15 protein-coding genes and 1 pseudogene are annotated in these 25671 nt (G+C 62.6%); 5 read left to right on the top strand and 11 right to left on the bottom strand.

Annotation, left to right across the window (positions count from 1 at the left end; genetic code table 11):
* Positions 1 to 344 precede the first annotated feature (344 nt).
* Positions 345 to 1688, top strand: coding sequence for an MFS transporter (locus tag IFT80_RS19880; RefSeq protein ID WP_213014977.1), 1344 nt, complete (start codon positions 345 to 347; stop codon positions 1686 to 1688).
* 9 nt (positions 1689 to 1697) lie between these two features.
* Here the strand turns inward: IFT80_RS19880 and IFT80_RS19875 are convergent, their stop codons facing one another.
* Both IFT80_RS19875 and IFT80_RS19870 read right to left on the bottom strand, forming a co-directional pair.
* Positions 1698 to 2657, bottom strand: a complete 960-nt coding sequence (locus IFT80_RS19875; RefSeq protein WP_192104372.1) for a sensor domain-containing diguanylate cyclase — start codon at positions 2655 to 2657, stop codon at positions 1698 to 1700.
* A gap of 3 nt (positions 2658 to 2660) precedes the next feature.
* Entirely contained in the window at positions 2661 to 3659 is a 999-nt protein-coding gene (locus IFT80_RS19870; protein WP_192056344.1) for a response regulator, read from the bottom strand.
* Positions 3660 to 4265: 606 nt separating this feature from the next.
* Between IFT80_RS19870 and IFT80_RS19865 the strand changes: the two genes are divergently transcribed.
* The 3 genes and pseudogenes from IFT80_RS19865 to IFT80_RS21935 all read left to right on the top strand — a co-directional run bounded on the left by IFT80_RS19865 (position 4266) and on the right by IFT80_RS21935 (position 7962).
* Positions 4266 to 5852, top strand: a complete 1587-nt coding sequence (locus tag IFT80_RS19865) for an aldehyde dehydrogenase (NADP(+)) (protein WP_192056342.1) — start codon at positions 4266 to 4268, stop codon at positions 5850 to 5852.
* Between the two features lie 193 nt (positions 5853 to 6045).
* Positions 6046 to 7107: pseudogene (locus IFT80_RS21940) on the top strand (methyl-accepting chemotaxis protein); the annotation flags it as partial.
* Positions 7099 to 7962 (top strand): methyl-accepting chemotaxis protein, encoded by an 864-nt coding sequence (locus IFT80_RS21935; RefSeq protein ID WP_446731006.1) that lies wholly within the window; start codon positions 7099 to 7101, stop codon positions 7960 to 7962. The pseudogene IFT80_RS21940 and the gene IFT80_RS21935, both read left to right, overlap by 9 nt.
* Before the next feature lie 104 nt (positions 7963 to 8066).
* Here IFT80_RS21935 and IFT80_RS19855 read toward each other — a convergent pair whose 3' ends face one another.
* The 6 genes from IFT80_RS19855 to IFT80_RS19830 all read right to left on the bottom strand — a co-directional run bounded on the left by IFT80_RS19855 (position 8067) and on the right by IFT80_RS19830 (position 15111).
* Positions 8067 to 9485: a hypothetical protein gene (locus tag IFT80_RS19855; RefSeq protein ID WP_192138156.1), complete on the bottom strand. Its 1419-nt coding sequence runs from the start codon at positions 9483 to 9485 to the stop codon at positions 8067 to 8069.
* A gap of 76 nt (positions 9486 to 9561) precedes the next feature.
* Positions 9562 to 10458 (bottom strand): LysR family transcriptional regulator, encoded by an 897-nt coding sequence (locus tag IFT80_RS19850; protein WP_192138155.1) that lies wholly within the window; start codon positions 10456 to 10458, stop codon positions 9562 to 9564.
* Positions 10459 to 10527: 69 nt separating this feature from the next.
* Positions 10528 to 11109, bottom strand: coding sequence for an NAD(P)H-dependent oxidoreductase (locus tag IFT80_RS19845; protein WP_122480247.1), 582 nt, complete (start codon positions 11107 to 11109; stop codon positions 10528 to 10530).
* 202 nt (positions 11110 to 11311) lie between these two features.
* Positions 11312 to 12526: an aldose 1-epimerase family protein gene (locus tag IFT80_RS19840; protein ID WP_192138154.1), complete on the bottom strand. Its 1215-nt coding sequence runs from the start codon at positions 12524 to 12526 to the stop codon at positions 11312 to 11314.
* 158 nt (positions 12527 to 12684) lie between these two features.
* Positions 12685 to 13575 (bottom strand): 3-hydroxyisobutyrate dehydrogenase, encoded by an 891-nt coding sequence (gene mmsB / locus IFT80_RS19835; RefSeq protein WP_192104366.1) that lies wholly within the window; start codon positions 13573 to 13575, stop codon positions 12685 to 12687.
* Between the two features lie 9 nt (positions 13576 to 13584).
* Complete coding sequence (locus IFT80_RS19830) at positions 13585 to 15111, bottom strand: CoA-acylating methylmalonate-semialdehyde dehydrogenase (protein WP_122480250.1); 1527 nt, start codon at positions 15109 to 15111, stop codon at positions 13585 to 13587.
* Positions 15112 to 15211: 100 nt separating this feature from the next.
* On the opposite strand from IFT80_RS19830, the gene IFT80_RS19825 reads away from it, so the two are divergent.
* The gene (locus IFT80_RS19825) at positions 15212 to 16147 is read left to right on the top strand and encodes a LysR family transcriptional regulator (RefSeq protein ID WP_122480251.1); all 936 of its coding nucleotides are present in this window, start codon (positions 15212 to 15214) and stop codon (positions 16145 to 16147) included.
* A 28-nt stretch (positions 16148 to 16175) separates the two neighbouring features.
* Here IFT80_RS19825 and recD read toward each other — a convergent pair whose 3' ends face one another.
* Genes recD through recC form a run of 3 tightly spaced genes read right to left on the bottom strand, consistent with a single transcriptional unit; the run spans position 16176 to position 25425 of the window.
* A complete protein-coding gene (gene recD / locus IFT80_RS19820; RefSeq protein WP_192138153.1) occupies positions 16176 to 18257 on the bottom strand; it encodes an exodeoxyribonuclease V subunit alpha in 2082 nt (693 codons plus the stop codon).
* The gene (recB, locus tag IFT80_RS19815; RefSeq protein WP_192138152.1) at positions 18254 to 21949 is read right to left on the bottom strand and encodes an exodeoxyribonuclease V subunit beta; all 3696 of its coding nucleotides are present in this window, start codon (positions 21947 to 21949) and stop codon (positions 18254 to 18256) included. The genes recD and recB overlap by 4 nt, the downstream gene beginning before the upstream one ends.
* Entirely contained in the window at positions 21946 to 25425 is a 3480-nt protein-coding gene (gene recC / locus IFT80_RS19810) for an exodeoxyribonuclease V subunit gamma (RefSeq protein ID WP_192138151.1), read from the bottom strand. Before recC ends, recB begins: the two co-directional genes overlap by 4 nt.
* Positions 25426 to 25671: the final 246 nt, after the last annotated feature.

Genomic DNA, 25671 nt, shown 5'->3' with positions numbered 1-25671 from the left:
CTGGCATTTTTTTTCAGTCATTTTTTGCAACACCTTGGCCGCCATAAGACGTGGCCTGCGGCCATTACCACCGGGCACGTTGTCGCAGGCAACAGGCCGCCATGCGGTTGCGCTGAATCGTTTCAGATGCGATAACAAATAGGCAAACGGCGCGAAAATCTCGAATAAAGCAGATCAAAGGGCCCATGCACGCCGTACATCGGCGATCCCCATGCGCCCGCCTTCGCCGTTTGTGCCACCCCTTCGTGGCGTTCTCCTGCTCCTGACCGAGCCTGCCTTTCAACCTCATCGAGGCCATTCATTCGGCGCGCCCAAGCGCCGTGCTGCACACAAGGAACGGACCATTGAGCAATCAATCCACTCCGAACACCCCCCTCTCTCGCCTGTGCGACAAGATCGGCATTCCCTATCCCCTGTTCTGGGGCTTCGTCGGCCTGTTGATTTTCATGATCGGCGACGGTGTCGAACTCGGCTACCTCTCCCCTTTTCTCAGCGACCGCGGCATGCCCGATGGTGAAATCGCCATGGTGTTCACGCTGTATGGCGTCACCGTGGGTATCTCGTCATGGCTGGCCGGTGCCCTGTCCAATATATGGGGCCCGAAACGGGTGATGATGCTCGGGCTGTTGATCTGGAGCGTGTTCGAAGTGCTGTTCCTGATCTACGGCCTGGAAACCCTGAGCTACCAGATGATCTTGCTGACCTATGGCCTGCGCGGCTTTGGCTATCCGCTGTTCGCCTACGGATTTCTGGTGTGGATCGCCGCGGCAACGCCGTCGCGCAAGATGGGCCTGGCCGTGGGCTGGTTCTGGGTGGCCTATGCAGCCGGTCTGCCGACCTTGGGTTCATTGGTGGCGAGCGTGAGCATTCCACTGATCGGTGCGCTGCAGACGTTCTGGCTGTCGTTCGCGCTGGTGGTGGTTGGCGGCGTGATCGGTCTGGTCGGCATGCGTGAGGCCCACGGCATGCGGCGCCTGGCACCCGAAGGTGAAAAGCCGCTGGTGTCGATGGCCAAGAATGTCACCATCATGTGGTCGCACCCCAAGGTCACGCTCGCCGGTGTGGTGCGCATCATCAATACCTCGTCGATGTTCGGCTTTCTCGTGGTGCTGCCGGGGTTCTTCATGGACACGGTGGGTTTCACCCTGGAGCAATGGCTGCAGCTGCTGACCATCGTCTTCGTGTTCAACATCATCGGCAACATGGGTTCCAGCGTCATCAGCACGCGCATCGGCTACCGCAATACCATCCTCTGGCTGGGCGCGGTGGGCAGCACGATCACCACGCCGCTGTTCTTCTTCATGCCGCAAGCCTTCCCGGATAACTTCCTGCTGGCCTCGGTGTTCGGCGCGCTCTATGGCCTGACACTGGCGTGCTTCGTGCCGCTGTCGGCACTGGCTCCGGCACTGGCGCCGCACAACAAGGCAGCGGCGCTGTCGGTGCTGAGCCTGGGCGCGGGTGCTTCCACCTGGGTGGGGCCTGCGGTGGTGGCGATCTTCAACGAAAGCTTCGGCCTGGAAGGGGTGGTATGGGCGTTTACCGGCCTGTACGCGTTGAGTGCGGTGCTGACGGTGTTCCTGAAGGATCCGGAGCCGGTGCACGAGCCCTTGTTCAGCAAGGCCAAGCGCCGGATCAAGGTGCGCGCGCCACGCCTGGATTATCGCTGGGCGCATGCCTCGAAAGATTGATCGGCACCGTCAGGGCCGCTCGTAGACCGTCACCCGGTTGCGGCCGGCGCGCTTGGAGGCATACAGCGCCTGGTCGGCCCATTCGATCAGTTGCTGGTGCTCGTTGCTGGGGTAGCCCAGATCGGCGACGCCCAGGCTGATGGTGAACCGCACCGGGCCGCTTTCGTGCTCGACCACTTCGGCTTCGATAGCCAGCCGCAGGCGATCGGCCAATATGGCACCGCCCGCCTTGTCGGTGTCCGGCAGCAGCACGGCGAACTCTTCGCCGCCGTAGCGTCCGGCGATGTCCGAATCACGGACCATCGCGCGCAGCACCTGCGCCACGCGCTGGATGACCTGGTCGCCCACCTGGTGGCCATAGGTGTCGTTGACCCGTTTGAAGTGGTCGATGTCGAACATGATCAACGAGGTCGCGTGGCCATAGCGCCCGTGTCGTGCGTACTCGACCTTGAGTGCTTCCTCCCAGTGACCACGGTTGTACAACCCGGTCAGGCGATCGGTGCTGGAAAGCTTCTGCAGTTGCAGGTTCGACGCCTGCAACTGACGGCGGTTGGTGGCCACGTCGGTCACATCGTAGATGACCACGCAGATGTGCTTGATCTCGCTGTTGGTGGAGCGCAACGGCAGGATGGTGGTGTTCTGGTACATGAACGCTTCGTGCCCGGTGATCGGCTGATAGTTCTTGAAGCGCACCAGGTACGGGCGTTGTTCCCAGATGGTGAAGGCCGGCGTGCCGAGGGTGACCACGCTGCTGACCTTCTTGCGGAACCACTCGCGGTCGATCTCCGGGAACAGGCTGAAGAAGGCCTGGCCGATGGCGTCCCTGGGTTGCACGCCGGAGCGGTTTTCCATGAAGGTGTTCCAGACCTGCACCTGGTAGTCGCTGTCGAGCACCACCACGCCAACGTCGATGCTCTGCGTGATCGCCAGCAGCCAGTGAAATTCGTCCAGTTCGATAGGTCTGTTCATGGCTCAGTTCATCAGGTAGTCGAGCTTGTCGCGCAGCAACTGCACCGAGTCTTCGGTGAACAGCAACAGCAAGTCGAAATGAATGCAGTGGCCTTCCAGCGCGTAGCTGATTTCGACAGTCAGGGTCTTTTTCCAGCGGTGCCTGCCGACTTCGATCAGGTCGTCGATCGCGCCGTGGTCGCCGAGAAGGTGCGGATGGCTCTGTGAGAACATCACGTCCAACTGCTGGGCCAGGCCGCTGAGGCAGGCGCCGATGATGACCGACGAGAGGTCCAGAAGCATTTCCTGGTCGGAGTAGTCCAGCGCACTGCGGTTCATCAGTCGAGCCAGGTCGGCGATGTCGCAGTCGTGGAAGATCAGCATCGCTTCACCGGCGATGCCGCCGCCGATGAAGCCTTGGCAGATTGCCGTGATCGGCTGTGTACTCTGCACGTCGGCCAGGACCATGTGCAACTCGCTGGCTTCGAGCAGGTTGACGTTGGGTACGGGCAAGTGGATGAACACGCCGAGCACCTTGGCCAGCATGGCAGCAGCCTGGCCCATGGCAACGTTGATGGCCTCGCGCAGAGCGTCGATGAAGCCGATGTGGATGGTGCTGTCGCTGCCGCCGCGCAAGGGGCCGCCGCTGGTCTTTTCCAGCAGGCCGGCCTGGAGCAGGACTCGGCGCAACTCGTCGGGCTCGGCCGGCTTCTTGATGAAGGCCAGCGCACCGAGTTCGCGTACCCGGCGCAGGGCCTGATCCTGCACGTCGCCGGAGACGACGATGACCTTGCAGCGCAAACCGTGCTCACGCAGTGCTGCCAGGACTTGATAACCGTCCATGTCGGGCATGGTCAGGTCGAGCAACATGACATCGCCCTTGCCCTCGCGAATGGCCTCGAGCGCCTGGCGGCCGTTCACCGCTTGGGTGATGGTGGTGTCCCAATCCGCTGGCAGGGCGCGCAGCAGCTGCTTGCGGGCCATGTTCGAGTCATCGCAGATCAGCAGGGGAATGGGCGGCATGGCCTCTCGTTCTCTTCATGGGGCGACGCGCATGATCGCCATTGATGCACCATTGCTCACCTTACCTCTAAGGCCCTCTTCACCGCTACCTTGCGTGCTGGCTATTTGCTTTCTTTCGGCGCGAATGCCGAGGTGGCTTACCGCGGTCTGCCTGATTCACCGCATAGACCGCCGACGCGGCTTGCGCCGCTGCTACAGGGGTTGCGAATCGATCACGACAGGCCTCTGTAGCAGCGGTGCAAGCCGCGTCCGGGCTCACCGCGGTCTGCCTGATTCACCGCATCGACCGCCGACGCGGCTCGCGCCGCTGCTACAGGGGTTGCGAATCGATCACGACAGGCCTCTGTAGCAGCGGTGCAAGCCGCGTCCGGGCTCACCGCGGTCTGCCTGATTCACCGCATCGACCGCCGACGCGGCTTGCGCAGCCTCTGTAGCAGCGGCGCAAGCCGCGTCCGGCCCTGCTGCGTTGTACCTGATTCACCCCATCAACCACCGACGCGGCTCGCGCCGCTGCTACAGTAGGGGGTTCGGGGGGCAACTTGCCCGGTATATGCTCAAGTTGTATGATGTCTGTTAACAACCCGCCCACAGGACACGGAGACAACAATGCCTAACATCCTCGGTCACAACTTTATCGGCGGCAACCGCAGCGCCAGTGGCGAGCCCAAACTCAAGAGTGTCGACGCCACCACTGGCGAGGCGCTTCCTTATAGCTTCTACCAAGCCACCGATGCCGAAGTCGACGCCGCCTGCCAGGCCGCCGACGACGCGTTCCTGGAATATCGCCAGCTGAGCCCTGCTCGCCGCGCTGAATTCCTCGATGCCATCGCTGACGAACTCGATGCGCTGGGTGATGATTTCGTAGCAGTCGTCTGCCAGGAAACCGCCCTGCCTGCCGGCCGCATCCAAGGCGAACGCGGTCGCACCAGCGGCCAGATGCGTCTGTTCGCCAAAGTACTGCGCCGTGGCGACTTCCTCGGTGCCCGGATCGACCTCGCCCTGCCCGACCGCAAGCCGCTGCCGCGCGTCGACCTGCGCCAGTACCGCATCGGCGTCGGCCCGGTTGCCGTGTTCGGCGCCAGCAACTTCCCCCTGGCGTTCTCCACGGCCGGTGGCGACACCGCCGCCGCGCTGGCCTCGGGTTGCCCGGTTGTATTCAAGGCCCACAGCGGGCACATGGCGACAGCCGATCTGGTCGGCACCGCCATCATCCGTGCTGCAGAAAAGACCGGCATGCCCAAGGGCGTGTTCAACATGATCTTCGGTGCCGGCGTCGGCGAGCCGCTGGTCAAGCATCCGGCCATTCAAGCGGTCGGCTTCACCGGCTCGCTGAACGGCGGCAATGCGCTGTGCAAAATGGCCGCCGAGCGTGCCCAGCCGATCCCGGTGTTCGCTGAAATGTCCAGTATCAACCCGGTCGTCCTGCTGCCGGACGCCTTGGCCACCCGCGGCGAAACCGTGGCCAAGGAACTGGCGGCGTCCGTGGTGATGGGCGGTGGTCAGTTCTGCACCAACCCGGGCTTGGTGATCGGCGTTCGCTCGCCGGCCTTCAGCGCTTTCCTCGAGCAGCTGCAAACGCAGATGGCTGCCCAGGCGCCGCAAACCATGCTCAATGCCGGTGGTCTGCGCAGCTACAGCAAAGGTGTCGAACACCTTCTGGCCCATGAAGGCATCACGCATCTGGCCGGTAACCCGCAGGAAGGCCAACAGGCTCAGGCGCAACTGTTCAAGGCTGATGTAAGCCTGCTGCTCAATGGCGACGAACTGCTGCAGGAAGAAGTCTTCGGCCCGGCCACCGTGGTGATCGAAGTCGCCGACGATGCCGAGCTCAAAACCGCCCTGCAATCGCTGCGCGGACAGCTGACCGCCACCCTGATCGGCGAACCGGCCACCGACCTGGTCAAGTACCAATGGCTGGTGCCGGTGCTGGAACAGAAAGTCGGCCGCATTCTGGTCAACGGCTACCCGACCGGTGTGGAAGTGTCCGACGCCATGGTCCACGGCGGCCCTTACCCAGCCACCTCGGATGCGCGCGGCACCTCTGTCGGCACCCTGGCGATCGACCGCTTCCTGCGTCCGGTCTGCTACCAGAACTACCCGGACGCGCTGCTGCCCGAAGCGCTGCGCAACGCCAACCCGCTGGGCCTGCAACGCCTGGTGAACGGTGAGTGGAGTTCGCAGCCGATCGCTTGATGCAACGGCCGCAACAGCCAGACGGCGCGATCTCGATCGCGCCGTTTTTTTTTGCCTCGGTGATCCGACTTTTTGTTTCAGCTCTGCGACGAGGTGCCGATATGGGGGGATCAAGAAGACCTTTTCATGGCGACCACCCATAACCACAACGACGGTCGTCCAGGTCTGATCCTTTACTGTCAGGAGCACATTTATGAACGGCTGGTTCGGCAATATCAGCGTTACCCGAAAACTTGCACTGGGCTTTGGCCTGGTGCTGGTATTGACCGCGCTGCTGGCGCTGACCGGCTGGACCAGCTTGAGCAGCCTGATCCAGCGCAGCAACTGGATGAGCGACATTTCCGAACTGAACAACAGCCTGACCAAGCTGCGCATCGTGCGCCTGCAGTACATGCTCGCCAACGGCGATGATGCATCTGCGCAAACCGTGCAGACCCAACTGGACGCTTTCGAGACCCAGCAGAAGAAACTGATCGACGGCTTCAAGAGCCCCGAGAACCTGCAGCGCCTCAAGGCCCAGTCCGAGCAGATCGACGCGTATCAGAAGTCGTTGAACCAGATGCGCGACGGCTACAAGGCCAGCAATGTCGCGCGGCAGAACATGACCGCCACGGCGACGGCTGCCACCGAGCTGGTCAACCAGATCAATCAGGCGGTGCTTGCAGTGCCCGACGGCGACCTGCGCTTCGACGAATTCCAGGCCATTACCCGCGTCCGTGAACTGATCCAGCAGACGCGCTACGACGTGCTCGCCTATACCAGCAACGTCAATGAAAAATCCGAACAGGCCGCCTTCGCCCAGATGGACCGCGCCGTGGCCGAGCTGCAGCAGCTGTCCGCCCGCCTGCCCACCGAGCAGTCCCGCTTCCAGCAACTCAACGCCGCGCTGGGCAACTACCGCACTGCAGTCGCCGGCTTCAAGGCGGCAATCGCCAACATCGCTACGGCGCGTGCCGAGATGACCGTGGAAGGCGCTGAAATCGTCCGCCTGAGCGACGAGCTGTACAAGATCCAGATTCAGCGACGCGATGCCGAAAGCGCCGAAGCGCGCAGCTATCAAATCGGCGCCGCGCTGCTGGCCCTGATCTTCGGGATCCTTGCCGCGTGGATCATTACCCGCCAGATCACCCGCCCGCTGCAGCAGACCCTGGAAGTTGTCGAGCGCATTGCCGGCGGCGACCTGAGTCAGAACCTGCAAGTCACCCGCAAGGACGAGCTGGGCGTGCTGCAACAAGGCATCCAGCGCATGGGCGCAACCTTGCGCGAGCTGATCGGCGGCATCCGCGACAGCGTCACCCAGATCGCCAGCGCTGCCGAGGAATTATCCGCCGTCACCGAACAGACCAGTGCCGGGGTCAACAACCAAAAGGTCGAGACCGATCAGGTCGCTACCGCCATGCACGAGATGACCGCGACCGTTCAGGAAGTGGCGCGCAACGCCGAACAGGCCTCGGTGGCCGCCACCACCGCTGACGATGAAGCGCGTGAAGGTGACAAGGTGGTGGGCGAAGCCATCGCGCAGATCGAGAAACTGGCCGACGAAGTCCGCCGTTCCACCGAAGCGATGAACGCCCTGCAGAAGGAAAGCGACAAGATCGGCAGCGTCATGGACGTGATCAAGGCAGTCGCCGAGCAGACCAACCTGCTGGCCCTCAACGCAGCCATCGAGGCGGCCCGCGCAGGCGAGGCCGGACGTGGCTTTGCCGTGGTGGCCGATGAGGTTCGCGGCCTGGCCCAGCGCACGCAGAAATCCACCGAGGAAATCGAAGGTCTGGTGGCCGGTCTGCAGATGGGTACGCAACAGGTCGCCAGTGTGATGTTGAGCAGCCGTGGCCTGACTGACAGCAGTGTCGAGCTGACACGCCGCGCAGGCACTTCGCTTGCGAACATTACCCGCACGGTGTCCAGCATCCAGGCGATGAACCAGCAGATTGCAGCTGCGGCCGAACAGCAAAGCTCGGTTGCCGAGGAAATCAGCCGCAGCATTATCAACGTGCGCGATGTATCGGAGCAGACGGCCGCCGCCAGTGAAGAAACGGCCGCCTCAAGCGTCGAGTTGGCACGCCTGGGCAACCAGTTGCAGATGATGGTCAGCCATTTCCGCGTCTAAGAAAGCACGCTCACATCCTGACGCGGCTCACGCCGCTGCTACAGAAACCGATCCCCTGTAGCAGCGGCGCAAGCCGCGTCCGGCCGCAACACGACCCAACCCGCTCACTCCACTTCCTTCAACACCCGCTCTTCATGAAAGAACGCGTTCGGGTCCACACCCGCGCGGAAAAAGTACCCGTAATCCTCCAGGTAATACAGCGTCTCGACCCGCTTGAGGTTGTCTTCCAGGTGCGCACAGCGCAGCTTCTTCGCCTGACCGCTCAAGCGGCCATTGACCTGGGTCGCGGGCAACTGCTGCTCGACACGGCAGTCGAACGCCTGACGCGGCTTGCCGTACTCGCCGACCACGCTGTTGCTCATCTTGCCATCGGTCACATAGCCCAGCTGCGCACCCACCGGCATGTTCTTCCAGTCCCCGCTGAACGCAATGGCATTCAAACCGACGTTGTCCACCATCGCCGCTTCGCCGCTGTACACGGTTTGCTGGGCCAACGCGACCAAGCCGCGAAAGCTCACCGCCTGCCCCTCGAAATTGCTGCCTTTGGTGCGCACCGAGAGCAACCCCGACGCCTTGTCCTGGCTGAACGATTTTTCCTCGGTGAACGGTGCGCTCTGCCCTTTGAGATGGGCCGTACCGGTTTCCACTACCCGTTTCAGCACCTTTGCCGGTTTCGGCAGGTTCAACTGCTTGACCGCCGACAGCGCCGGCGCCTGCACGCGCGGGGTGGCCAGCACCAACGGAGCCTTGCTCCGCGGCTTGAACGCCGGCAATCCGGCCAGGCCTTCGGGCTTGCCGCAGGCAGCGTCGAACACCCGTCGATAATCCGGGTCGCTGTCCTTCACGTTGTAAGTCTTGGGCTCGAAAAACACCCCACCATCGGTCACCGTGTTGTGCTCATCCAGGTCATACCCGGCCAGCAGGCTGAACGTCTGCTTGGCGCAGTCCAGGGCATAGCGCTCGCGTTTCTGTGCATAGGGCGCGTTGTGTGGCTGATCGTGGCCGATGGTCGGCGAGTCGTAGGCCGCCCAGAACTGCAACTGCCCCTCGACGGTAGCCAAACTATTACGGTCGATCAGCACCCATTGTTCATCGCCCTTGCCCAACAGCACCCGCCAATCGGGCTGGGGAGTGGCGGCGCAGGCGCGCTGGAAAGCGGGATTGGCATTCAACGCCGCTACCTGCGCAGCCGGGATCGGACGGGCCGGCGCATACTTGCCATCGGGGCTGGCGAAATAGATGCGTTTTACCCCGTCCAGATAGATCAGGCTGGCGCTGGGGCTGGAACACGCCGCCTCGACTTGCAGCAGAAAGCCGAACGGCGACGTGTCGGTCTTGGGCTGCAGCAACATGAAGCTCAGGCGATCACCGTTGCGCAGCACACTCTGCGGCACGGGCGGCTGCGACATCGCCTCCTTGAACATGTCCTGCGCCTGTTCGTTGCCAAGGCTGCCGTCGTCAGGCCCCTTGCTGGAACAACTGGCCAGAGTGACGAGGGCGGCGAGCAATGCGATGCGCTTCATGATGAGTCCCGGGAATGGCGATCAGGCGTCATGGTAAGCGGCGTATCGAAAGCGGCGCAATCCACCCGCCGCCGCTTCAGCAGGCGTAGGCCGCCAACTTGTCCTGAATGAAGTCCAGAAAGCACTGAATCCGCAACGCCAGCTGTGAGTTGCGGTAGTACACCGCATTGATCGGCTGGCGGTAACCGCTGTTGGCATCGGCCAGCACCACCTGCAAGCGCCCCTGGCGAATGTCTTCGTGGGTCATGAAGTGCGACAGGCAGACGATCCCCTGCCCTTCCAGCGCCAGTTGCCGTAACGTTTCGCCACTGGACGCCGCCATGCGTGGCTGGATCTGCAGTCGATCGCCCTCGGCATGGCGCAACGGCCAGTGGTTGAGCGTTTCGGTCTGGGTGAAGCCCAGCAGCACGTGCTGACTCAAGGCCTCGACCGTTTCCGGCACGCCGTGGCGCTCGAGGTAGGCGGGGCTGGCGAGGATGTTCAGCGGGCTGCAACCCAGCGACCGGGCGTGCAGGGTAGAGTCGGCCAATACCCCGATACGGATGGCGACATCGGTGCTGTGCTCGATCAGATCGATGATCAGATCATTGCTGTTGAGCTCCAGCAGAATGTCCGGGTAGCGCTGACGAAACTCCGCCACGTACGGCACGATCGCGTGCAGCATGAACGGTGACGCGGCATTGATGCGCAAGCGCCCGGCCGGCGTCTGGTGACGCAGCGCCAAGCGCTCTTCCAACTCATCCATGCGCGCCAGGATCTCCTTGGCCTGCTCGAAGAAAAACCGCCCCTCTTCGGTCAGGTCCATGCGCCGCGTGGTGCGGTTGATCAAGGTAGTGTCCAGCTTGGCCTCGAGCTTGGACAAGGTGCGGCTGACCGCCGAAGGGGTCTGACCGAACTGCTCGGCGGCGGCAGAAATGGAGCCGCTCTGAATGACGGCGACGAAGACTTGCAGCTCATCGGATCGAGATTTCAACGCAGGCCTCATCGGATCTACCAGGACCTGCGAAACATACACCAATCCTCGCCCCTGGCGAGCGTGCCGTCAGCCCAGCACCTTGGCCAGGTGTGCCTGATACCGCGCGACATCGTTGTCGATGTTCGGCATCTTCATCACGTCGACGCTGAGGAAGGTCGGCAAAGCGGTCATGTCGAGAAATTCGTTGGCCTTGTGGAACGGGAAATACACCGCGTCCACGCCTTTGCCCTCGAAGAAGTCGGCCGGATCGTCGAACGCCTGCTGCGGCGCGTTCCAGGTGGCCGAAATCATGTACTGCTTGCCCTTGAGCAAGCCACCGCTGCCATATCGCTGCGAGGCATCGGAACGCGTCCTGCCGTCATTGGCATACAAGCTGCCATGACCTTCGGTGAACACCTCGTCGATGTATTTTTTCACGGTCCACGGCGCCCCCATCCACCAGCCCGGCATCTGGTAGATGACCACGTCGGCCCAAAGGTATTTCTGCACTTCTTCGGCAATGTCGTAGCCACCGTCGATGAAGGTCTGCTTCACGTCGAAGCCGGCGCGGTCCAGGTAGGCCACGGCGGCGTCATGCAGGGTCTGGTTGTAGCGACCGTCGGAGTGGGCGAACTGCTTGCCGCCGTTGAGCAGAAGAATCTTTTTCATGAATGTGGCCTCGTTGACTGTGCGAGAAATATCGATGGGCGCAGTCTAGAGGCCTTGCCCGCGAGGAGTAAGCGGGCAGTGCGCAAATCTCTCTTGCTTGAGAGTCACGAATGAGTGGCCATTGTTGCGTGGTTGTTGGCGGGACCAGGTTCTGGTCCCGCCGTCGCGGAACATGGTTTTTCGGTTGCCGCCAACGCTGTTGCTACTCCTTGGTCAGGTCCACCAGCGGCGTCTGCCGCACTTCGGTCTGGCGCTCGCCCTGAATCGTCTGGATGGTTTTCAGCGCCTTGTCCACGGCCGGTTTGTCCGCCAGCAGGCTGTAGCTGATGCTGAAGTGCTTCTGCTGTTTGGGCTCGATGGTCGGGACCAGATTCAAAGGCCGCTGGTAACGGCGGTTATAGGAAAAACTGGTGCCCGGCTCCAGCCCGGTCACATAGCCCTGGCCTTGCGTATCGGTGTTCTTCCACAATGAAAACACCGGCAACTGCTGGACGTTGAAACCCACCGCCACGCCCAGGCTGCCGGCCTTGTTGTGCAGCACGGTCAGGGTGTCGCCCTTGGCATCGGCATAGGGCACCACGTTGTACACGGTTTCGTCATAGTCCCTGGTGGGTGCGCGATAGGTCTGCCAATCGCCCAGATCAGCCTTGGCCTTGTCGTTGAAAGGCGACACCTGCTTCACCGCCGCCGCAAACCGCGCGCCCTCTTCCAGGAACGGTGTGCTGAAGTTGCTGTGGTACAGCGCCTGGTATTCCTTGGGGTAGTCGCCGTTGTTGGTCAAGGTGTCGTTGAGCACGAAACGGGCCGTCCCCGGCTCGGTCACCAGCTCGGTCTGCGCGGTGAAATCGACCTTCTTGAAAGCCTGCTCCTGCAGCTCGCCACGCACATGAATCGCATACGGCGGCGCCTCGTCGATGTGCACCGTGACCTTGCTGGCCGGAATGTTCGCGGCGCGACCGTGTAGGGTCAGCAGCTCACCGTTGTCCATGCCCGGATGGCCGACCCATTCGTAGCCGCAGCGTGTCACCAGTTCGTTGAAGCCCTCCAGCCAGCCCAGGCCTCCCCGGCCGTTGAGCTCGATGAAGGCCGGATTGACCACTTCTTTCACGGGCGAATCCCAGCCCATGCGCGCGTCGCCCACCTGGGCGTGGAGCACGTTCATGCCCCGTGTGGGCACCAGCGTCAGCTTCATGGTGCCGTTATCAATGTCGATCAGGCTGACACCTTCCTGGCGACCCCCGTGCAGGGTGCGCATCGTGATGGAGAACGGCTTGTCGACCTTGACGCCCAACTGTTCGCTGGTGATGCGCTGGTTCTGCGCAGGCTTGTCGCTGTCCAGCAACATGAAGTCCCAGGCCAGAGCGTGGGCGCTGAGGGTGAGTGCGGAGATGGCACAGGTGAGGGGAAGCAGTTTCATGGGGGGGCCCTTTCTTGGAGTTATGGATCATGCGGTGAATCGATTCAGCTATCAGCCGAGTCTAGTCCCCTTCCGCCCATTTGGAAATCCGCGTGTAGCAGCGGCGCAAGCCGCGTCCGCTGCACCGCGCACCCTCCCCCGTTTGCTATGCGACCGTGTTACTCGGCAGGACGCTGATACGCCTTCACGATCGCAGAAAAATCCAGCTGCCCCTCTCCCCGCAAGCTCATTGCCTGATACAGCTGTTGGGCTACGGCACCCAGAATCACCGGCTGGCGTGCCTGCTTCGCCGCTTCGGTAGCCAGCCCCAGGTCCTTCAACATCAGCTCGGCGCCGAACCCCCCACTGTACCCGCGGCCCGCGGGCGCTGTTTCAATGACCCCCGGCCAGGGGTTGTAGGTGTCCGAACTCCAGCAACGCCCGGTCGAGCTGTTGATGATGCCCGCCAGTACCTGTGTGTCGATGCCCAGGGCATTGCCCAATGCCATGGCTTCCGACACGCCGACCATGGAGATGCCCAGCAGCAGATTGTTGCAGATCTTGGCGATCTGTCCGGTGCCGACCTCGCCACAGTGGACGATGTTGCGGCCCATCTGCGCCAGCACCGGCTGCAGCTGGCCGAACAATTGCGCCGACGCACCGACCATGAAGGTCAAGGTACCCGCCTGAGCGCCACCGGTGCCGCCCGACACAGGCGCATCGGCCAGATCAACGCCCTGCCTGGAGGCTGCGGCAGCGATATCGCGCGCAGTCTGCGGATCGATGGTGCTGCAATCCACTGCTGGCGTACCCGCGCGAATGCCAGCAAGCACGCCTTCCTCACCCAGGTAGACGCTGCGCACGTGCGCCGCTGCCGGCAACATGGTGATCACCAGTTCGCCCTGGGCAGCGGCGTTCTTGGGCGAAGCACTGACGTGGCCGCCCAACTGAGCCAATTCCGCCAGTACGTCCTGGTTCAGATCGAACACATGCAGCGTGTGGCCTGCCTTGAGCAGGTTGCGCGCCATGGGCGCGCCCATGTTGCCCAGGCCTATGAAAGCAATGTTCATGGCAATGCCCTATTTCAAGTTGATGGTGGTGTTGACGCCGTCGTTCACGCTGTCATCGTCGAACCAGCGCGCCGTGACCGTCTTGGTCTGCGTGTAGAACTGCACCACCTGCTTGCCGTAGGGCCCCAGGTCGCCAAGTTTGGAACCGCGCGACCCGGTGAAGCTGAACGACGGCACCGGCACGGGAATCGGGATGTTGATACCTACCTGGCCTACGTCGATCTCGCTCTGGAACTTGCGCGCCGCAGCGCCGCTCTGGGTGAACAAACCCACGCCGTTGCCGAACGGGTTGGCATTGACCAAAGCGATGGCTTCGTCGAGGGTATCCACCTCCAGGGTGATCAGCACCGGCCCGAAAATCTCCTGGGTGTAGATCTGCATGTCCGTGGTGACCCCGCTGAACAAGGTCGGGCCAACGAAGTTGCCCTGCTCGTAGCCAGGCACCTGCACACCGCGACCGTCGAGTTCCAACGTCGCGCCTTCCTCGACGCCACTGTCGATCAAGGCCGTCACACGCTCGAGCGCACGGCGGGAAATCACCGGGCCGACGTCGGTGCCCGGTTCATTGCCAGCGTTGACCTTGAGCTTCTGCGCCAGCGCCTTCATATCGGGAATCCACTCGCGCGACTTGCCCACCAGCACGGCGACCGAGGTGGCCATGCAACGTTGCCCGGCTGCACCGAAGGCGGCGCCGACCAAGGCGTTGAGCGTTTGCTCGCGGTTGGCGTCCGGCAATATCACGGCGTGATTCTTCGCGCCCATCATCGACTGCACGCGCTTCCCATGCCGGCCGGCCAGGTCATACACATGGGTGCCGACAGCGGTCGAACCGACGAACGACACCGCCTTGATGTCGGCATGGGTGCACAGCGCATCGACGACGTCCTTGCCACCGTGCACCACGTTCAATACACCCGGCGGCACGCCCGCCTCCAATGCCAGCTCCACCAGCTGGACCGTGGACAGCGGATCCTGCTCCGAAGGCTTGAGCACGAAGGTGTTGCCGCAGACGATCGCCATGGGGAACATCCACAGCGGAATCATCGCCGGGAAGTTGAACGGCGTGATTCCCGCGCACACACCGATGGGCTGACGCAACGTGTAGGTATCGACGCCACCGGCGACGTTCTCGGCGAACTCGCCCATCTGCAGGCTGCCGATGGAGCAGGCATGCTCGACCACTTCCAGGCCGCGGAAGATATCGCCCTCGGCATCGGCAATGGTCTTGCCCTGCTCGGCACTCAAGGTCTGCGCAATGCGCTTGGAATGTTCCCGGATCAATGCCTGCAGCTTGAGCATGATGCGCATGCGCGCACCCAGTGGCGTCAGGCGCCAGGTCTTGAATGCACGCTGCGCTGCGGCTACTGCGGCATCGACCTCGTCGGTCGTGGCGAAGGGCACCCGCGCCAGCACTTGCTGGGTGGCCGGGTTGACGATGTCGCGCCATTCCTGGGTGGTCGAGGCGACCCACTGCCCATCGATCAGCAGTTTTACATCGTCGATCTTGCTGGCATTCGGTTGAACGGACACGTTCATGGATGACCTCCGCGTATTTATTGTTGTGGCGAGACGGTTCTGCGATGGAGTATAGATGCTGCAAACATCTAACAAGAACTCACAATAAAGCCGGTCCAACATGCAAAAAGACCTTAGCAGCCTGAACTGGGACGATCTCAAGTTTTTTCTCGAAGTGGCTCGTACGCGCAAGGCCAGCATCGCGGCCAAGCGCCTGGGCGTGGACTACACCACCGTATCGCGGCGCATCGGCTCGCTGGAAAATGCCTTGGGTACCCTGCTGTTCGAGAAGTCGCGGACCACAGGCTTCGTCCTCACTGCCGAAGGGCAGCGCCTGCTCGCTTCGGCCGAGTCGATTGAAAGCACCCTGCACATGGCCTGCGAGCAGGTTTCCGGGTCCGGCGTGGCGCTGTCAGGACATATCCGCATGGGCTGCACCGAAGGCTTCGGCAGCTTCTTCATCACCCCGCAGCTCAGCCACTTCGTCGACACATACCCGGCCATCTCGGTCGATATCCTGCCGCTGCCGCACTTCATCAGCCTGTCCAAACGCGAAGCCGATATCGTCATCGCCTTGGAGCGTCCCGAACATGGGCCCTACGTCTGCTGCAAACTCTGCGACTATCGGCTCAAGCTGTATGCCACGCGGACCTATCTGGATCGTCATCCCCCCATCGAAAGCAGCGCCCAACTCAGCGAGCACCGGTTCATCAGCTACGTCGACGACCTGGCCTTCAGCTCCGAGCTGCTGTACCTGAACAAACTGCTGCCCAACGTCAACGCCGGGCTGCGCAGCACCAGCGTGATTGCCCAGTACACCGCAGCGCTCCAGGGGCATGGGCTGGTCATATTGCCGTGCTTCCTCGCCGCCCAGGACGAACGCCTGGTGGAAGTCCTGCCCGAAGAAGTCGATATCACTCGGCAGTTCTGGATGTACTGCCGGGAGGACCTGCGCAAGCTCAAGCGGATCATCCTGCTGTGGGATTACATCCGCGACGTCACCGACCGCAACGCTGCACTGCTGATGGGACACTCGCGCACCACCGAGCCCCTGTAGCAGCGGCGCAAGCCGCGTCACGCACGTCTCACGACTTCCACTCGAGCATCAGCCCACTGAGTCTCTTGACCCTGCGCCGCACAGCCTCTTCGAACACACCCCTGCGGGTTTCGATCAAGGTGAACCAATGCTTGGCCCGCGTGATACCGGTGTAGATCAGCTCCTTGGTCAATACCGGATTCAAGGCATCAGGCAGGATCAGCGCCGTGTGCGCGAACTCCGACCCTTGGGATTTGTGCACCGTCATCGCATAGACCGTCTCGACGTCATTCAAGCGACTTGGCAGCACGAAGCGGATGCCGCCCTGCCCGTCGTTGCGCGGAAAGGCCACGCGCAGCACCATTCGATCGCGCTCGCCACCCTCGGGCAGCATCAGGGCAATGCCGATGTCGCCGTTCATCAAGCCCAGGCCATAGTCGTTGCGTGTCATCAATACGGGCCTGCCCTCATACCAGGGTTGGCCACCCTCAATGAGGCGCGCATGGGTCAAGGCCTGGGTCGCGCGAGCGTTCAGGCTTTCCACACCCCAAGGCCCCTTGCGCACGGCGCACAGCAACTGGAACTCATCGAACGCGTTCAGCAACCCACGGGCCCAGGTGGCCCAGGCTTGATCTTCCAGACGCGTGTCGGCCGGCGGCCGAGAGGTACCGATCTGCTCCAGATAACGTCGATAACCTTGTGGTCCGTCGGCGTCGCGACCGTGTCCGTCCAGCAGCAGGCGCAGCAACGCCACATCGTGCTCGCCCTTGAGCGGCAGCCAATGAACATCGGGATACTGGCCTTCCTGCAGCAAGGCACGCGCGCCGTCGGCGTCCTGCAAATTGACCCTGGCTGCCAGCTGGCCAATGCCGCTGTCCTCGCCGAATCGGCGCGAGTGCCGCAGCATGACCACCTGCTGCGCGAGGGCGTGATCACGTTCGTTGCCTTCGAGCAGCCCGCTGCGTGCGAGGTCCTCGCCGCTGACCTGCTCCAACCAGGCGCGCGTCGCCGGGCTGTAGTAGCCGGACTCGGCCTGGCTGCACAGGTCGCCCAGCACCGCACCCGCCTCGACCGAGGCCAACTGGTCCTTGTCGCCCAGCAGCACCAGCCGGGCATGGGCCGGCAGCGCATCGAGCAGGTTGGCCATCATCTCGAGATCGATCATCGAGGCTTCGTCCACCACCAGTACGTCCAAGGGCAAAGGGTTGGCTGCATCATGACGAAAATGCCGCGTGCCCGGACGGCTACCCAACAGGCGATGAACCGTGGTCACCTCGGTCGGAATACGCGCCTTGATTGCGGCGTCCACCTGCAGGCTCTGCACCTGCAAGCTGATCGACTCGGTCAGTCGCGCCGCCGCCTTGCCGGTCGGTGCTGCCAGCCGAATACGCAGCGGTTTGTCCTGCGCCACCGCGGGCCCTTGCAGGAGTGCCAGCAGGCGCACCACCGTGGTGGTCTTGCCCGTTCCCGGGCCGCCCGTAACGATACTGAAAGCACCCCGCACGGCAAGCGCGCAAGCCAGTTTCTGCCAGTCGATCCGAGCCCCGTCGGTGGCCCCGAACAATTGCGTCAGCCGTTGTGCCAGGTCCTCCGGTACCGGCTCCCGCGCGTCCAGCCGCTGACGCAGCGCATCACCGATACGCCGCTCGTACGCCCAGTAACGACGCAGGTACAGGCGCTGGCTCGAAAGCACCAGAGGCGAGCTGCCTGTAGGGTCATCTGCGCTCCCCACCAAGGAGCTGTTCGCCAGGCTGGCCAGCCAGGCCTCGGCACCCAGGCCCTGAAGCAACTGCGATGGCAGCAGGGCCACGCCCCCTTGCAAGTCGCCCTCGGGTGGCAGGGACAAGGCAAAATCCGGTGCCTGCAGCGTCGCCGCCAGATCCAGGCAGACATGCCCATGCCCCAGCTGGTGGCTGGCGAGGGCGGCAGCGAGCAGTACCAGAGGGTCGCCCTGCGGGTCGAGGTCGGCAAGAAACGCTACGAAGGCTTTGTCCAGCGCACGCAGCCAACCGCGCTCCACCCAGCGCTCGAGCAACGCCAACAGGTCAGCCGTGCGTGTTCGGGGCTGCAGCTGAGCAAGGCTGTGTGCATCCAGCGGGGTGGGCAGCAGGTCGGCAAACGAGCGGGTCATGGCGCACTTTCCTCGAACAGGTCGGCCTGGACATCACGGCGTCCGCCTTTGAACAGCGCATCGAGTTCCTCGATGAGCTCACGGGGTGGCCGGGTGAAGTACACGCCCTGGCTGGGCGCCCCAATGCCGCGCAGAAACACGAACGCCGCACCGCCCACGTGTTCGTCGTAGTCGTACCCTGGCAGCCGCGCCTTCAACTGGCGGTGCAGGGCGAGCAGGTACAGCACGTATTGCAGGTCGTAGCGGTTGGCCAGGATGCATTCGGTCATCGCAGCGTGGGTATAGGCGGCATCATCCGGACCCAGCCAATTGGATTTGTAGTCGGCAACGTAATACTGCCCCTGATGCTCGAAACACAAGTCGATGAAGCCCTTGAACATGCCGTTGAGCATGGCGCCTTCGGCTGGCATTCGAAGCACGCCGGGATGCGTGTACTGGCGCACCAGGGTATCGAGACGGCTTACGTCGACCTTGTGGCTGGCGAACCAGAACTCCATCTCGATCTGGTATTGGTCGAGATCGGCCATGCGTACCGGGGCTCGTTCGGACCCAAGCTGCAATGGCTCGTCGATGAAGCGCCGCAACCAGTCGTCCAGGGTAGGGATCCAGCCGCTCCAGCCGCGCCGACTGCAACGCCGCGCGACGTTGTCGGCCAGTCGCTCCGGGGCCGCGGCAACGCTGGCAAAACCTTCGCGCCCTGCCCATTCCAGCAAGCCGTGCAGAAAAGTGCCCGGCCCGGGGCCACGGGGAAAACGGTGAATGTCGCCACTGGTGGCCGGCACCTCGCGCGGCACCTGCGCGTCCAGACGCTCGTCGTCCATCAGTTTCTGCTCGAGAGCGCTGTCGGGCGCCTGGTCATCATCCGCGCCCAGGGTGTCGCTGATGCGCAACGCGCTGTAGGACGCTATCCACCAGTTCTCCCGCGCACTGCGCTTTGGCAGGCGCACCTTGAGCAGCGCGGCGTCGCTGCGCAAGGGTACGTAACGGCTATCGTCCACCTCTGGCACTGGCACACTCACGATGTCTGCGCACCCCGCACTCGACGCCTGCAGCCAACTCGCAAGCTGGCCTGCATCGGCAAGCGGCTGCCCGCCGCCAAGCAGGTACCCGATGGCCGAGCGATGGAACACCGACTCCTTGGTCGTACCGCGCTTGAGGTCGGCGATGCCGAGCCAGCAGCCGTGCTGAGCCCGGGTCAGGGCCACGTAAAGCAAGCGCAGGTCCTCGGCCAAACGTTCGTCGTCGGCCAAGGCCACCTGTTCGGATGTAGGGTTGAGCGTCAATTGCACGCGGTGAGCCGCGTCGTGGTAAACCAACGGCAATCGCTTGCCGTCGACCGGTTTGCAACTGCAGATGAAAGGCAGGAAGACCAGTGCGTACTCGAGCCCCTTGGACTTGTGGATAGTCACCACCTTGACCAACTGCTCGTCGCTTTCCAGACGCAGGATATGCTCCTCCGCTGCGCTGCCGGAAAGTGCCAGCTGTTCGCTCAGATGACGGATCAGCGCCTGCTCGCCGTCCAGTTCGCTGGACGCCTGCTGCAACAGTTCGCACAGGTGCAGCAGGTTGGTCAGGATACGCTCGCCATCGTCACGGCCGATCAGCGCCAGTGGCAGGTCGAAATCGTGCAGCAGGCGGCGCAGCATCGGCAGCACGCCCTGGGTGCGCCAGATGTTTCGATAGCCACGGAACTGCATGACCCGCGCTTCCCATTCCAGCTCACTCAGGTTCAATTGCTCCAACTCGTGCAAAGAGCGGTTCAATGTGACGCTCGCCAAGGCGGCGCGCAATTGCCGCTCCGAGTCAGGCTCGGCGCACGCCTTCAGCCAGGCGAGCAAGTCATGGGCCTCCTGAGCGGCAAATACCGAGTCCTTGTCCGACAGGTACACACTGCGGACCCCCCGGTCGGTCAACTCTGCACGCACGGCCTGGGCCTCTTTGCCATCACGCACAAGAATGGCGATATCCGCCGGCCGAACACCGCTGGCGCTGCCTTCCCGCACCTTAAAACCGGCGTGCCCAGCCTGCCCCGCATTCAACAGACGCACGATTTCCGCCGCGCAGGCACTGGCCAGCGCCTTGCGGTAGGCGACGCCGGAAATGGGCTGGTCGCTGGGCAGATGCCAGAGCGTCAAGGCCGGTACGGCCTGACCGTCCACGATCAAGGACTCCTTGCGCCCCTGGGCCCGCACATCCAGAAATGGCACAGGGTTGTCATCGCCTTGGCGGAACAGGAATGCACCTCGCCCCTGCGCACGCTGCTCGGCCTGCATGAACATATGGTTGACCGCGCCGACCATGGCCTGGGTAGAGCGGAAGTTGGTACCCAACGTATGCAGCCTGCCCTCGGTCGCCCGACGCGCCTGCAGATAGGTATGGATATCGGCACCCCGAAAGGCGTAGATCGCCTGCTTGGGGTCACCGATCAGGAACAGGCCGGTCTCCTGCTCGTTTCGTTCGATGTGGTAGATGCGTTCGAAGATGCGGTACTGAACCGGATCGGTATCCTGAAACTCATCGATCAGGGCCACGGGAAACTGTTCACGAACCAGCTCGGCCAACTGTTCACCACCAGCGCTCTGCAAGGCCCGGTCCAGCCGCACCAGCATGTCGTCGAAGCCCATCTCGGCACGCCGGCGCTTTTCTTCCTCGAAGCGCGCGCCGATCCACTGCGCTGCATGCCTCAGAACCGCGCTCTCAGGCGTCGGCAAAGCCGCCAGTGCCGCAGGCAGCTCGACCATCGCGTGCAAGCCGGCGTGCTCCGGCGCATCGCCTTTCCAGGCTTCGGCCATGCCGTCGGGGGTCAAGCGGGTAAAACCGGTACCGATATCCAGGTCGTGTTGGTTTGGATCCGTAGCCCAGGCGGTGATCTTTTCAAACCAGGGTTCGAAGTAGCGTGCCTGCATCTTGCGGCCATCGACTGCCTTGGCCGCCACCGCCTGCAGGCAAATTTCACGCAACTGGGTGGCCCACTGCGGCCAAGGTTCCTTGAGTTCGACCAAGGCTCGCTCACGCTCGGCCAGGCAGCGTTCGATCAGCTCGCCGGGCTCATCGCCCGAGACATCTCCCTGCACGTGTGCGAACAACCCCCGCACCCGGCCAAGCAATGCCGCAGGCCCGCCAAGATGAGCGCGTACCCAATCCAGCGCAGCGCCATGCATCGGGTAATAGAACCGCCGCCAATAGTCACGCACAACCTCGCCCAGCAGTTCGCTGTGATCGGTTTCCAGGCTCTGGGTGAACAGGCTGCCGCTGTCGAACGCGTGTTCGCGCAGCATGCGCTGGCACCAACTGTGAATCGTGGAAACGGCAGCCTCGTCCATCCACTGGGCAGCGATATCCAGTCGGCTGGCACAGGCCGGCCACTGGCCAAGTTCGAATTCGTCGCGCAACTGCTCGACGAGCGCATCCGGTGCCGTTATCTCGTTTCGGAAAAACCGCGCGGCTTCGGCCAGACGGATCCGAATGCGCTCGCGCAGCTCCTTGGTTGCGGCATCGGTGAAGGTCACTACCAGGATCTGCGGGGGCAGCAGTTCGCGTCCGAAGCCGTTGATGTCTCCACCATGCCCAAGTATCAAACGCAGATAGAGTGCGGAAATGGTGAATGTCTTGCCGGTGCCGGCACTGGCTTCAATCAATTGGCTGCCACGCAGTGGAAAAGCCAATGCCAGTGGACGTTCGAGCGATGTCATGAGCGAGCCTCCTTGTCATCGACCGATCTCCAGGGCGCCTCCAGCATGGGCTGGTACAAGGCTTGCGCCCAGCCTTCGAATTCTTCCCCGTCCATCAAGGCATCGAAATCAGCGAACTGGCGCATCAGTGCCATCGCCTCCCGACGCTCGCCATTACTCGTCACACCATCGCCCTCGTACGCTTTGCGTGCTGCCAACAAAGCCTTTTCCTCATCGGTGTGCGAAAGCCAGGCCACGGCCGTTTTCACGGCTACCGGCAGGGGCCGGGTCATGCCCGCTTGCCAGGCCAGCAGCAGATCGCTCAGGGCGTTCCGAGCCTGGTCCAGGGGCAGTGGCTCGAGCAGCAGGGTATCGTCACTGGCAACTACCGCGGTGGTCAGCGGCAATCCAACGGCGCAGGATGCCAGGTGCAAGACCCAAGGGCGTACCAACCGATGCCATTTGCGCGAGCGCACGCCGCCAATGGCGTTGGCAATCGTCGAGACGCTGAGGTAGCTGCCGTCTTCACGCTGGTAGACACCCGCCAGCCATCCCTCCAGTACGACGCCCTGGGCCTGGAAAGTGATCGGCAGGGCACTGTCCAGTCGCGACGGCCACATGACGAGCAACTGACGGTAGCGCTCGAGCAGATCGGGCAGTGGCTCGATCAACTCCTCGCGCAACCGAGTGCCGAATTCGGCCATGGGCAACAGGCCGCTGCCCTGCAACTTGCGCGCATGGCTTTCCAGCGTCTCGGCAATGGCGTCGGCACTGGCCATGCCGGCACCGAGCAGGCTGTCACTGAGCGTGTAACGCTCCAGCGCATCGAGCACAAAGGGCTCGATGTCGGCCACAGGCTTTTCCGCCGACTCGAAGAAGACTTTCAGCCGCTGGCTGAAGAAATGCCTGACAGGATTGCGCAGAAAGTCCTGCAACTGAGCCACGCTCAGCGGCTCGTCCTGACGATGAGCCTGCAGAGGCGACTGCGCATGGGGTGCCACTACTTGCGCATGCAAGTGCTGCCACTCCCTGGCAAAGCTGAAAAGAGCCGGGTTGCCTTGATGAAAATACCGAGCGCTGAAAGGTTGGAGAGGATGCTCCAGCGTGAGCGCCTGCAACAGCTTCTCCCCGCTGGCCGAATTGTCCAGCGCCTCATCGCCCGACAGCCTCCAGCCACTGGCCAGATGATCTCGCAGTTGCCCGACCAGTACCGAGGGAGGTCGTTCGCTGTTGTCTCTGATACTGCGCCCAACCCAACTGATATATAGCTGTTCGCGCGCCGAGAGCAGCGCTTCCAGTAACAGATAGCGATCATCCTCGCGCCGCGAACGGTCACCGGGGCGATAATCGCTGCCCATCAGGTCGAAATCGAGCGGTGGTTGCGCCCGAGGGTAATCGCCATCATTCATGCCCAACAGGCACACGATCTTGAATGGAATTGCACGCATCGGCATCAAGGTGCAGAAGTTGACGGAGCCAGCCAGAAAACGCTGGCTCAAGCGTCCCTGATCCAGGCCCGCAAGCCAGGCTTCACGCACCACCGTCAGCGGCAATGCTTCGACCAGTCCCACGGCTTCGCAGGTTTGCAGCCACTCTTCACGCAGCTCTTCGAGCTGGTTGAGCAGGTACTCGTCATGCTCGGTGTCGGCAGTGAAGAACAACTGCAGCATCTGATGCAGACGCACACCCCACTCGGCCGGGCTGACCGCGCGATCAAGTTGCTGACAGGCTACTTCCAGAGCATCCAGCAGCGCTGCCAGCGGGCCAATGAGCGCTGCGTCCAAGCCGCCGATCTCGTCGTAGGGCTCGATATCGCTACAGCCCACACCGGTTCCGACGGCATAGCCGAGCAACATTCGCCGCAGCCCAAAGCGCCAGGTGTTCTGTTCCAGCTCGATCGGTAAGCCCAGGTGCTGGCGGTGCGCCGCGTGAAGGCCCCAGCGAATGCCTGCGCCTTCGATCCAGCGACGCAAGGTCGGCAGATCACGCTCCTGAATCGCGAACCGACGCCGCAGGGCAGGTACGTCCAGAAGGTCGAGGATCTCGCTCACGGGGAAGCGGCTGTCCGGCAGCTTGAGCAGGTGCTCGACCGCTATGAGCAGAGGATCTCGCCCGCGCTGCCCCTGGTCGGTCAGCGTAAAGGGAATGAATCGGCGGTCTTCCCGGTCCAGTTGGCCAAACACTGCGCGAATGTGCGGCGCATAGCTGTCGATGTCGGGCACCATCACGATCACGTCGCGTGGACGCAGTCCCGCATCGGCACTGAACCGTGCCAACAACTGGTCGTGAAGGATTTCCACTTCGCGCTGTGCACCATGAGCGATGTGGAAGCGGATGCTCTTGTCGGTCTTGATATCCACGCTTGGCCAGGTGGACTGAGTTTCACCCAAAGGGCGCAGCTCCAGAATGTCGTCTTGCAACTGACCCAGTAAATGCTGTGGCTCGCTGTCGCTGAAGAGGTCGATGCGACCATCCCGAAACGCCGACTGATAGCTGGCGGGATCATCATAGCTGTCGAGCAGGTTGATGTAGTCACGGCCCTGCTTGCCCCAGGCAGCTAGCAATGGGTGTGCATGCTGATGAAGGCTGTCGGTGTCCAGCACCGCTGGCATGCCCTGCTTGCGAGCCTGACGTTTGTATTGATGACGCAGAAGGTCTTTGTCCGCCACGATATCTGCCCAGTGGTGCCTGCAGGGGTTGTGCACGCACAACAACACCTGGCTGAATCTGCCCAGCGCCGCCAGTGCCTCCAGACCCTGTGCAGGCAACGAAGAGATACCGAACACGATGACCCGCGAGGGTAGCGCTGCCGGCGGCTTGTCGAGCGCCGCCGCAGCTTCCATGAAACGTTGATGCACCCCTGCACGGCTTTGCGCCATGCCTTCGGAGCCTACATCCTGCAGCAGTGCCCGCCATAACTCCGCCTGCCAACAATTGCCCGTCGGCAGAGGCTTGCTCAGCCCCCTGCCATTGCGCAGCTGATGCTTGCCTTCCGCCCAGTCCTGCAGCCAATCCGCGCGGTAGACCTGGTATTGGTCGAACAGGTCCGCCAGACGCTCGGACAGCTGGTAGCGCTTGCGCAGGTCGTTGTCGTCGAGCAGGAAGCGCTGCAGGGGTTCGAAATGGGGCTGGTCAATCAGTTGCGGCAGAAGACGCATCAAGCGCCAGGTGAGCGGCGCCTTGTCGAGCAGCGAGGACGACGGGATCTGGTCCTGCCCCAGTACGCTTCGATACAACTGCCACATGAAACTACCCGGTAACTGCACGTCTACCGCCGCAGAAATGCCTACGCCGCCCTCGTCATCCGGGCCTTCGTCCGCAGCAAGCGCGAGTTTGAGCCACTGGGCGATACCGTTGCTCTGCACCAGGATGATTTCATTTTCCAGAGGACGCAGTGGGTACAGGCGCATCCAGCTCACGACAAGGCTGCGCAGTTCGTCCAGACGATTGCCGTGTACGACCATGAAACCGGGGGTAAGGGGTGACACAGCCGACATGGGCGAAGTCCTTGAGGTGAGCGTGAATCAAGGTTCAACCTTATCAGATGTGGCTTTGCGAGTTGAGCCAGCCGGATCTGCCCCGCCTGTAAGAGACAGCTGAATGTTGAATTGATAAGTAGGAGGGGTCTTACAAAAAAAGCCGCGCAAAAGACAAAACCCCTACCTGCTTACGCAGATAGGGGTTTCGGAATTGAATCTTGACGATGACCTACTCTCACATGGGGAAACCCCACACTACCATCG

The sequence above is a fragment of the Pseudomonas sp. CFBP 8771 genome, from assembly GCF_014841695.1.
Classification (GTDB): Bacteria; Pseudomonadota; Gammaproteobacteria; order Pseudomonadales; family Pseudomonadaceae; genus Aquipseudomonas; species Aquipseudomonas baltica.
Note: the sequence above shows the minus strand (reverse complement) of the source record. Positions and strands in the feature narration are given on the sequence as shown.

What these genes read in the sequence shown, in the direction of transcription:
- IFT80_RS19875 (WP_192104372.1), bottom strand. Translation starts at nt 2,657, where the DNA reads ATGAACAGACCTATCGAACTGGACGAATTTCACTGGCTGCTGGCGATC.
- IFT80_RS19870 (WP_192056344.1), bottom strand. Translation starts at nt 3,659, where the DNA reads ATGCCGCCCATTCCCCTGCTGATCTGCGATGACTCGAACATGGCCCGC.
- IFT80_RS19865 (WP_192056342.1), top strand. Translation starts at nt 4,266, where the DNA reads ATGCCTAACATCCTCGGTCACAACTTTATCGGCGGCAACCGCAGCGCC.
- IFT80_RS21935 (WP_446731006.1), top strand. Translation starts at nt 7,099, where the DNA reads ATGGGCGCAACCTTGCGCGAGCTGATCGGCGGCATCCGCGACAGCGTC.
- IFT80_RS19855 (WP_192138156.1), bottom strand. Translation starts at nt 9,485, where the DNA reads ATGAAGCGCATCGCATTGCTCGCCGCCCTCGTCACTCTGGCCAGTTGT.
- IFT80_RS19845 (WP_122480247.1), bottom strand. Translation starts at nt 11,109, where the DNA reads ATGAAAAAGATTCTTCTGCTCAACGGCGGCAAGCAGTTCGCCCACTCC.
- IFT80_RS19840 (WP_192138154.1), bottom strand. Translation starts at nt 12,526, where the DNA reads ATGAAACTGCTTCCCCTCACCTGTGCCATCTCCGCACTCACCCTCAGC.
- mmsB (WP_192104366.1), bottom strand. Translation starts at nt 13,575, where the DNA reads ATGAACATTGCTTTCATAGGCCTGGGCAACATGGGCGCGCCCATGGCG.
- IFT80_RS19830 (WP_122480250.1), bottom strand. Translation starts at nt 15,111, where the DNA reads ATGAACGTGTCCGTTCAACCGAATGCCAGCAAGATCGACGATGTAAAA.
- IFT80_RS19825 (WP_122480251.1), top strand. Translation starts at nt 15,212, where the DNA reads ATGCAAAAAGACCTTAGCAGCCTGAACTGGGACGATCTCAAGTTTTTT.
- recD (WP_192138153.1), bottom strand. Translation starts at nt 18,257, where the DNA reads ATGACCCGCTCGTTTGCCGACCTGCTGCCCACCCCGCTGGATGCACAC.
- recB (WP_192138152.1), bottom strand. Translation starts at nt 21,949, where the DNA reads ATGACATCGCTCGAACGTCCACTGGCATTGGCTTTTCCACTGCGTGGC.
- recC (WP_192138151.1), bottom strand. Translation starts at nt 25,425, where the DNA reads ATGTCGGCTGTGTCACCCCTTACCCCCGGTTTCATGGTCGTACACGGC.